This is a genomic window from Faecalibacterium longum, assembly GCF_040094125.1.
In the GTDB taxonomy this organism is placed as follows: Bacteria; Bacillota; Clostridia; order Oscillospirales; family Ruminococcaceae; genus Faecalibacterium; species Faecalibacterium longum.
Genome location: NZ_JBBNIH010000071.1, coordinates 1 through 4,996, shown reverse-complemented (window position 1 = coordinate 4,996; position 4,996 = coordinate 1). Strand labels below are relative to the sequence as shown.

Here is a 4,996-nt window from a genome sequence, read left to right as displayed (position 1 = left end):
GCGGCCGACGAGGCTCGAACTCGCTACCTCCACCTTGGCAAGGTGGCGCTCTACCAGATGAGCTACGGCCGCATATTGGAAACCCTGTTGGGTCTCCTGACTGGTGCCTCCGATCGGAATCGAACCAATGACACGGGGATTTTCAGTCCCCTGCTCTACCGACTGAGCTACAGAGGCGCACCGGACGATGATTATTATACCTGAAATTTCGATTTTGTAAAGGGGTAAATGCAAAATTTTTTGAGAATTTTTGAACTTTCTTTATTTTGCCCGTGTTATCGTCTAAAATAAGACTGACTTTTCTGACGCTTTTTGCGGGCGGCAGACAGGGAAAGAATATTTGACATCTTCAACAACCTATGGTTTAATAAATAAGAATGAAAAGAATCGCTTTTCTCCCGCTGTGGGAATAGATACCTATATATAGCAAAAGCGTTTGAGACGGCTCCACTGCAAGAACATTCCGGGGGCCGGGAGGAGCAGCATGGCAAGAAAACAGGAATATGGCAACGAAAGCATCACTTCGCTGAAGGGTGCCGACCGTGTGCGCAAGCGCCCGGCCGTCATCTTCGGCTCGGACGGCGTGGAGGGCTGCGCCCACTCCATCTTTGAGATCGTCTCCAACTCCATCGACGAGGCCCGCGACGGCCACGGCGACACCATCAACGTCACCCGCTGCAAGGATGGCAGTGTCATCGTCGAAGACTTTGGCCGCGGTATGCCCGTGGACTGGAACAAGGGTGAAGAGCGCTACAACTGGGAGCTGCTGTTCTGTGAGATGTACGCAGGCGGCAAGTACGGCGAGGGCGAGGACAACTATGAATTCAGCCTCGGTCTGAACGGTCTGGGCCTCTGCGCCACCCAGTACGCCTCGGCATGGATGACTGCTGACATCTACCGCGACGGCTTCCACTACCACCTCGACTTCCAGAAGGGCGAGAATGTGGGCGGCCTGCACAAAGAACCCTACAAGGGCCGCCGCACCGGCAGCATCATCCACTGGAAGCCGGACGATGAGGTCTTTACCGACATCGATGTCCCCGGCAGCTACTATAAAGATGTCCTCCGCCGTCAGGCTGTCGTCAACGCGGGCCTGACCCTCAACTTCACCGACGAAAAGGAGAAAGACCCCGCCACCGGCAAGCCGTGGAAGGAGAGCTGGTGCTATGAGCACGGCATCGCCGACTATGTAGCTGAGACGGCGGGCGAGGACAGCCTGACCCCGGTGTTCAGCTGCGAGAGCGAAGCTACTGGCCGTGACCGCGAAGACCAGCCTGACTATAAGGTAAAGATGAGCGCGGCGTTCTGTTTCTCCAACAAGGTGCAGCTGCTGGAATACTACCACAACTCGTCCTGGCTGGAGCATGGCGGCAGCCCGGAGCACGCCGTCCGCACGGCCTTCGTCTACCAGATCAACAAGTATTTGAAGGATAAGAACCTCTATAAAAAGGGCGAGAGTGCCATCAGTTTTCAGGATGTGCAGGACTGTCTGGTGTACGTTTCGTCCAGTTTCTCCACCCGCACCAGCTATGAGAACCAGACAAAAAAAGCTATCACCAACAAGTTCGTCTCTCAGGCCATGACCGACTTCCTCAAGCACTATCTGGAAGTCTACTTCCTCGAAAAGCCCGACGAGGCCCAGAAGATCTGTCAGCAGGTGCTGGTGAACAAGCAGAGCCGTGAGCATGCCGAAAAAACGCGCCAGAGCATCAAAAAGACACTCTCAACCCAAATCGACCTCGCGAACCGGGTGCAGAAGTTCGTGGACTGCCGCACCAAGGACGCCTCCCGCCGTGAGCTGTATATCGTCGAGGGCGATTCGGCTATGGGTGCGGTCAAGACCAGCCGCGACAGTGAATATCAGGCCATCATGCCCATCCGCGGCAAGATCCTGAACTGCCTCAAGGCCGACTACGCCCGCATCTTCAAGTCGGACGTCATCGTGGACCTCATCAAGGTCATGGGCTGCGGCGTGGAGCTGGGCGGCAAGCACAACAAGGAGCTTGCCACCTTCAACCTCGACAATCTCCGCTTCAATAAAATCGTCATCTGTACCGATGCCGACGTGGACGGCTACCAGATCCGCACACTGGTGCTGACCATGCTCTACCGCCTGACCCCCACCCTCATCAACGAGGGCTATGTCTATATCGCGGAGTCGCCGCTGTACGAGATCACCACGAAAGACCGCACCTATTTCGCCTACACGGAACCCGAGAAGGCAACATTCCTCGAGGAGATCGGCGATAAGAAATACACCATCCAGCGCTCGAAAGGTCTGGGCGAGAACGACCCCGAGATGATGTGGCTGACCACCATGAACCCCGAGAGCCGCCGCCTCATCAAGGTGATGCCTACCGACGTGGAGCGCACCGCGCAGGTGTTCGACATCCTGCTGGGCGACAACCTCGCAGGCCGCAAGGAGCATATCGCCCAGCACGGCGCAGAGTATCTGGATGATCTGGATGTGAGTTAAACCTCTCCGTCAATGCTTCGCATTGCCACCTCCCCTACGGAGGGGAGGCTTTGGCATTTCGGAAAAGCTTTCCCTCTTCGCCAGAGGCTCCCCTCGCTAGGGGAGCTGTCGAGCGGTAGCGAGACTGAGAGGTTGAGTTACGAGGGAACTCTAGTAAAGAGGATTTACAATGGCAAAAAAATCGAGCAAAAAAACTGCAAAGCCTGTCCGCCCCCAGCTGGGCGAGGGCGTTGAGATACTGAACGCCGGCAGTGTGCTGGAAGACCCCATCACCCGCACGCTGGAAACGAACTATATGCCCTACGCGATGAGCGTCATCGTCAGCCGCGCGCTGCCGGAGATCGACGGCTTCAAGCCCGCCCACCGCAAGCTGCTGTATACGATGTATGAGATGGGCCTTATCAAGGGCGCGCGCACCAAGTCGGCGAACATCGTGGGCAGCACCATGCACCTGAACCCCCATGGCGATGCCGCCATCTATGACACCATGGTGCGCATGGGCCGGGGCAACGAGAGCCTGCTGGTGCCGTTCGTGGACAGCAAGGGCAACTTCGGCAAAGCCTACAGCCGCGATATGTCCTGCGCCGCGGCCCGCTACACCGAAGCAAAACTGGAAAGTGTCTGCGAAGAGCTGTTCCGGGACATCGACAAAGAGACGGTGGACTTCGTCCCCAACTACGACGGCACCACCACTGAACCGACCCTTCTGCCCGTGACATTCCCGACCATTCTGGCCAACAACACGCTGGGCATCGCCGTCGGTATGGCCTGCAACATCTGCTCCTTCAATCTGGCAGAGCTGTGCAACACCACCGTCGCCCTCATGAAGGATGCAAAGCACGACATCTCCACCACCATGCCCGCCCCGGACTTCGTGGGCGGCGGCCAGATCCTCTACGACGAAGCCCAGATGCGGGACATCTTCGAGAATGGCCGCGGCAGCGTGAAGGTGCGCGCCCGCTACGCCGCCGTGCCGGGCGAGAACATGATTGAGATCACCCAGATACCGCCCACTACCACGGTGGAGGCCATCATGGACAAGATCGCCGAGCTGGTCAAGGCGGGCAAGATCAAAGAGATCAGCGATATGCGCGACGAGACTGATTTGAACGGCCTCAAGCTCACCCTCGACCTCAAGCGCGGCGTGGACGCCGACAAGCTGATGGCCAAGCTCTTCAAGGCCACCCCGCTGGAAGACAGCTTCAGCTGCAACTTCAACATCCTTGTCTCGGGCCAGCCCCGGGTCATGGGCGTGCGGGAAATTTTGCAGGAGTGGACGGCCTTCCGGATGGAATGCGTCCGCCGACGCACCTACTATGACCTCCACGGCAAGGAAAAGCGCCTCCACCTGCTCAAGGGTCTGGCGGCGATTCTGATGGACATCGATAAGGCCATCCACATCATCCGCACCACGGAGGAGGAGACGGAAGTCGTCCCCAATCTGATGATAGGCTTTGGCATCGACGAAGTGCAGGCCGACTATGTGGCTGAAATCAAGCTGCGCCACCTCAACCGGGAATATATCCTCAAGCGCACCGGCGAGATCGAGCAGTTGGAAGCTGACATCGCTGATTTGAACGACATCCTCGCAAAGCCTGCCCGCATCCGCAAAATTATCATGAAGGAATTGGCCGACGTGGCAAAGAAGTACGGCCAGCCCCGCCGCAGCGAGATCCTCTACGACCTGCCCGAGGAAGAGAGCGGCGCCGAGGAAGAGGCTGTGCCGGATTATCCCGTCACCGTCTTTTTCACCCGCGAGGGCTATCTGAAGAAGATCCCGCCCCAGAGCCTGCGCACTGCCGGTGCGCACAAGCTCAAGGAGGGCGACGAGATCGTCCAGCAGGTGGAGACGCGGAACAACGTAGAAGCGTTGTTCTTTACGGATATGCAGCAGGTGTATAAGGTGCGTCTGGCCGAGCTGGAAGACGGCAAGGTGGCCCAGATGGGCATCTATCTGCCGGGCCGTCTGGGCATGGACGAGGGCGAGAACATCCTCTCCATGGTCATTACCTCCGACTACAGCGGCCATATGCTCTTCTTCTTTGCCAGCGGCAAGTGCGCAAAAATCCCGCTCAGCTCCTACGCCACCAAGCAGAACCGCCGCAAGTTGCTGAAAGCCTACTGCGACAAAGAGCCGCTGGCGACGATGTTCTTCCTGCCCGAGGAGACGGAGCTTGCGATTCGCACCAGCGCGGGACGGATGCTCCTGGTCGGCACGGCGCAGATCGCTGCAAAGACCACCCGCGACAGCCAGGGTGTGGCGGTCGTGACCCTGAAAAAGAACCAGACCATCGCCTCCGTCGTCCCGGCGGACACGCTGGAACTGGCAAATCCCCACCGCTACCGCGTCCGCAGCCTGCCGGCTACGGGTGCGCTGATTCGCGCGGAGGATGAAGGGGAGCAGATGACGCTGCTATGATCTTTGCGCCTGCGGCGCAGGATGGAGCGCTTTTTCGCTGGGCTAAGTTCTCTTTTGCGTGCCAAAAGAGAACCAGAAAAGCACCCGCTACTTTCGAGGCG

General features: G+C 58.1%; 2 protein-coding genes and 2 tRNA genes. 2 read left to right on the top strand and 2 right to left on the bottom strand.

Going from position 1 to position 4,996, the window contains the following annotated elements; translation table 11 throughout:
* Positions 1 to 72 (bottom strand) — tRNA-Gly (locus AAAU26_RS01655).
* A 29-nt stretch (positions 73 to 101) separates the two neighbouring features.
* Positions 102 to 177 (bottom strand) — tRNA-Phe (locus AAAU26_RS01650).
* 307 nt (positions 178 to 484) lie between these two features.
* On the opposite strand from AAAU26_RS01650, the gene AAAU26_RS01645 reads away from it, so the two are divergent.
* Both AAAU26_RS01645 and AAAU26_RS01640 read left to right on the top strand, forming a co-directional pair.
* Positions 485 to 2,476, top strand: a complete 1,992-nt coding sequence (locus tag AAAU26_RS01645; RefSeq protein ID WP_015565875.1) for a DNA gyrase/topoisomerase IV subunit B — start codon at positions 485 to 487, stop codon at positions 2,474 to 2,476.
* Positions 2,477 to 2,645: 169 nt separating this feature from the next.
* Entirely contained in the window at positions 2,646 to 4,895 is a 2,250-nt protein-coding gene (locus tag AAAU26_RS01640; RefSeq protein ID WP_158403045.1) for a DNA gyrase subunit A, read from the top strand.
* The last annotated feature ends 101 nt before the right edge of the window (positions 4,896 to 4,996 follow it).